The organism is Synechococcus sp. R55.2, assembly GCF_047462075.1.
Taxonomy (GTDB): Bacteria; Cyanobacteriota; Cyanobacteriia; order Thermostichales; family Thermostichaceae; genus Thermostichus.
Genome location: NZ_JANSIH010000315.1, coordinates 1 through 4003, shown reverse-complemented (window position 1 = coordinate 4003; position 4003 = coordinate 1). Strand labels below are relative to the sequence as shown.

General features: G+C 59.4%; 4 protein-coding genes. All 4 read left to right on the top strand.

All coding sequences use genetic code 11. The features are described 5' to 3' along the window. The first annotated feature begins 121 nt into the window (after positions 1-121). Entirely contained in the window at positions 122-1033 is a 912-nt protein-coding gene (locus NW838_RS10035) for a cell division protein FtsX (RefSeq protein WP_414356127.1), read from the top strand. A gap of 61 nt (positions 1034-1094) precedes the next feature. Beyond that, positions 1095-1697, top strand: coding sequence for a hypothetical protein (locus NW838_RS10030; RefSeq protein ID WP_414427968.1), 603 nt, complete (start codon positions 1095-1097; stop codon positions 1695-1697). 57 nt (positions 1698-1754) lie between these two features. Continuing rightward, a complete protein-coding gene (locus NW838_RS10025) occupies positions 1755-2939 on the top strand; it encodes a pyridoxal phosphate-dependent aminotransferase (protein WP_414427967.1) in 1185 nt (394 codons plus the stop codon). 158 nt (positions 2940-3097) lie between these two features. Continuing rightward, positions 3098-3898: a ParA family protein gene (locus NW838_RS10020; RefSeq protein ID WP_011433472.1), complete on the top strand. Its 801-nt coding sequence runs from the start codon at positions 3098-3100 to the stop codon at positions 3896-3898. The last annotated feature ends 105 nt before the right edge of the window (positions 3899-4003 follow it).

Genomic DNA, 4003 nt, shown 5'->3' with positions numbered 1-4003 from the left:
GGGAGGGCGCCTGTATGATCTGCGCTGAGGGCTGCCGGGATCCCTATTTTGCTCTTCACAGGCTCTGTTGAGCTCCAGGGGGCAAGGGTCTGAGCCCATTGATTGTTGGATGGAGAACAGCATGCAATCTCTCTCCCGATTTCTCAATAAAATCCGCTATCTCCTACAGGAGACTTTTTTGGGGTTGCGGCGGGGGGGCTGGCTGAACTGGGCCGCTGTGAGCACCCTGCTGGTGTTGCTGTTCTTGGTGGGGATCGGCGTTGAGCTGTCCTGGGGCGTGGATGCCACGGTGCAGTCGCTGGGAGGACAACTGGAGATCTCCGTCTACCTGGAGCCGGAACGGCAGGGGGTGGAGCTGCAACCTCAGGTCGCCCAACTGCCTCATGTGGCCGAGGTGAAGGTCATCACCAAAGACCAGGCTTGGCGCAACCTTTTGCTGGAAATGGGGATCCAAGACGAGGCGGCCATGGAAACCCAGTTGGGGGAGAACCCCTTGGTGGATGCTCTGCGGGTTAAGGCGGATTCCACCGAAGCCTTGGGGGAAGTGGCGGAGCAGATTCGCCAACTGGAAGGGGTGGATGAGGTCTACTACGGCGACCGCATTGTGGAGCAACTGGCCCAGCTCCAGGACATGCTACGGCTGGGATCCCTGACCATTACCGGCGTGTTGGCCCTGACAGCGGTGGCGGTCATCACCACCACCATTCGCCTCATCGTCATGGCGCGGCGGCGGGAGATCGAGGTGATGCAATTGGTGGGGGCGACAGCAGCCTGGATTTACTTGCCCTTTATTTTGCAAGGGTGCCTGTTTGGGGTGATCAGCGCAGTGGGAGCTTGGGGATTGATCTTGGGATCCCAGCAGTTGCTGCAGGAGCTGCTGGAGCAGTTGATTGCCTTGCCCTTCCTCAAGGTGATGCAGGCAGATCGCAGCCAACTGGAGTTTTGGCTCTTGCCGTCGATGTTGTTGGGGATGGGGGTTTTTCTGGGCACCACCAGCAGCTTGATCGCGGTGCGCAAGTCGGCAGGGCGATGAGCTGGAGGCGATGCTGAGGAAAGCCCTGGATATTCCAATCTGAGGATCGCCATAGGATAAGATGATGGACTCTACTTCCCTGGCTTTCCAAGATCTGGCCGCCATGAACCCATTGCCTCCTCCCGCCCACCCCTACCAGTTCCGCGCTTTGGGCCTGATTAAGGGATCCCTGAAATCGATCCCCAAGACTTATGCGCAGGCAACCTTGGTTGCCTCTGACGGAGCAGAATATCCGGCTACCCCCGGACGCGCCGAGCTTCTCGGCCCCTTCGAGCACTGCATCAAGAGCGGCCATACCTACTGGTACTACGTGCAGCCGCAGCCGCGTTCAGGGGGGGCTTTGGGCTTGAGCATCATCCGCATCCTGGCCCTGCCGGAAGAGGAGCAAGACCCAGAGTGGGAAGAAGAGCCGTTTTTGCCTGCCCCTGAAGATGTAGAGGAAGGCTTTAACATCCGCGGCATCGTCCAGCCCCACGATGGCTTTGTTGAGGTGACCGTGCGGCGCAAGCCCCAGGGAACCAAGCAATTTCCCCCGCTGCAATTGCGTTTGGAAGGATTCTTGCCGGGAGCTGTGGCGGGCGAGTTTTGGGATCTGTTGGCAGAGCGAGAGGGCAACGAGCTGTTGCTGGTGGATGGTACCCGCCTGTTGACCGCAGTAGCCTAGCTATCTAGATTGGCCCTGCTTGAGAACCTTAAAATAAACCAAAGAGCTTCCCAACCGATGGTGTCTGCTGCCGGCTTGTCCCAACGGGTCGCCCATCTATCCCCTTCCCCCACGTTGTCCATTTCGGCTCTGGCTAAAGCCATGCAGGCAGAGGGGCTGGATGTGTGTAGCTTGAGCGCGGGCGAGCCGGATTTCGATACGCCTGACCACATTCGGGCCGCGGCCATCCGTGCTCTGGAAGAGGGCAAAACCCGTTACGGCCCCACCGCCGGGATCCCCGCTCTTCGCCAAGCAGTGGCCGACAAGCTGCGGCAAGAAAACAGCCTGCAGTTCAGCCGTGACCAGATCCTGATCAGCAACGGCGGCAAGCAAACCCTGTTTAACCTGGCCATGGTGCTGCTGGATCCCGGCGATGAAGTGATCCTGCCTGTTCCCTACTGGGTCAGCTACCCCGAAATTGCGGCTTTGGCAGGGGCAAAGGTTGTGCGGGTGCAGACGGAAGAGGCCCAGGGGTTCAAGCTCACCGCCGAGCAATTGCGCCAGGCCCTCACCCCCCGCAGCAAGCTGCTGATTCTCAACTCACCGGCCAACCCTACCGGAGCCGTTTACCACCGGCACGAGCTGGCAGCTCTGGCAGAGGTGATCCTCTCGGCCCCCCATCTGTACGTGATCTGCGACGAGATCTACGAAAAGCTGGTCTACGGACAGGCCCGCCACATCAGCCTGGGATCCCTTTGCCCTGACTTGATGCCGCGCCTGATTCTCAGCAGTGGCTTCGCCAAAGCTTACGCCATGACCGGCTGGCGGGTGGGCTACTTGGCCGGGCCCAAGCCCATCATCGAGGCAGCCATCAACCTGCAAAGCCACAGCACCTCCAATGTGTGTACCTTCGCCCAGTACGGCGCTCTGGAAGCCCTGACCAGCCCCCTATCGGCAGCGGCTGTGGAAAAAATGCGCCAAGAATTCTGGCAGCGGCGGGATCTGATGCTGGACGAGATCCGCACCTTGCCGGGGGTGACTTGCCCAGAGCCGGAGGGCGCATTTTATGTGTTTGTCAACATCGGCCAAACCGGGTTAAGTTCGGTGGAGTTTTGCCAGCGGCTACTCAGGGAACACCATGTCGCTGCCGTGCCGGGGGTAGCCTTTGGGGCAGATTCCTACATTCGCCTTTCCTATGCTGCCGATCGCACCACCCTCGAAAAAGGGCTGCAGCGGCTGCACCGGTTTGTGTCTTCCCTCTGAGAATTCAATCCGAGGATCGAAAAGAACTGAGGAAGCTCAGCTCCCAGCGGCTGGATCCCTGTAGGCCATTCCCAGCGGCGGGATCCCTATCTGAAGTGTGAACACTATTGCTTAACCCTAGCTATAGTGTTAGGGGATGGGCTACGAGGGGATAACTCATGTCTGGCAGAACGGCGCTTGTCATCACCGTTGCCTGTTTGAGTGGGGGATCCGGAAAGACCACAGCCGCCCTCAACCTGGCCATCATGTTGGCCGAGCATGGCAAGACGCTGGCCGTTGACTTTGATCCGCAGGGCAACTTAAGCCAGTGGATGGGCTGGACGGATCTGTCCGAGTCGGCCACCATTGCCGAGACGATTCTGCCGGGGGCGGATCGGGTTCACATTCGGGAGATTATCCGTCCGCCGTTGAATGAGGATCGCCAGGAGCGGCTGTGGTTGGCCCCCAGCGATTACAGTCTCTCGCGGGCCATGGATGCGATCGTGATGGAGCCGGGGCGGGAGCTGTTTTTGAAGCGGGCTTTGCGACCGATTTTGCCGGAGTATGACTTTTTGGTCATCGACAGCCCCCCCTCGAAAGGGTTGCTCACCTACAACAGCATTCTCAGCGCCGATCTGCTGGTGGTGCCGACGGAATGTACCCAAAAGGGGGTGATGGGGGCCCTAAGTACCCTGGTGCTGTTGAAAGAATTGGAAGAGCTGGATTTTCATGTGCCCAAGTTTTTGGGGGTGCTCCCCACACGGGAACAGTGGGTGGGCAACAACCGCACCAAAATGTCGCGGGCCGCGGTGGAAGCCTTGGCGGAAATGATGCAAGGGATCCCCATTTTCACGCCGGTGCGGCAAAGTACAGTGGTGCAGCAAACCAACAGCATGGGCTGGTCGTTGGCGGAGGCGGGGGAAGATCTCCTGGCCCAACCTTATCGTGAGGTCCTCAAGGCTGTGTTGGAGGCCCGCTAACATGGCTACTGCCAAGAAGCCTCCCAAAAAAAAATTGCCCACCGGCCCCACCAAGGCAGATTTGCTCTCGCGCATGGGGGTGAATAAGCAGCCAGAGCCGATGGA

What these genes read in the sequence shown, in the direction of transcription:
- NW838_RS10030 (WP_414427968.1), top strand. Translation starts at nt 1,095, where the DNA reads ATGATGGACTCTACTTCCCTGGCTTTCCAAGATCTGGCCGCCATGAAC.
- NW838_RS10020 (WP_011433472.1), top strand. Translation starts at nt 3,098, where the DNA reads ATGTCTGGCAGAACGGCGCTTGTCATCACCGTTGCCTGTTTGAGTGGG.
- NW838_RS10035 (WP_414356127.1), top strand. Translation starts at nt 122, where the DNA reads ATGCAATCTCTCTCCCGATTTCTCAATAAAATCCGCTATCTCCTACAG.
- NW838_RS10025 (WP_414427967.1), top strand. Translation starts at nt 1,755, where the DNA reads ATGGTGTCTGCTGCCGGCTTGTCCCAACGGGTCGCCCATCTATCCCCT.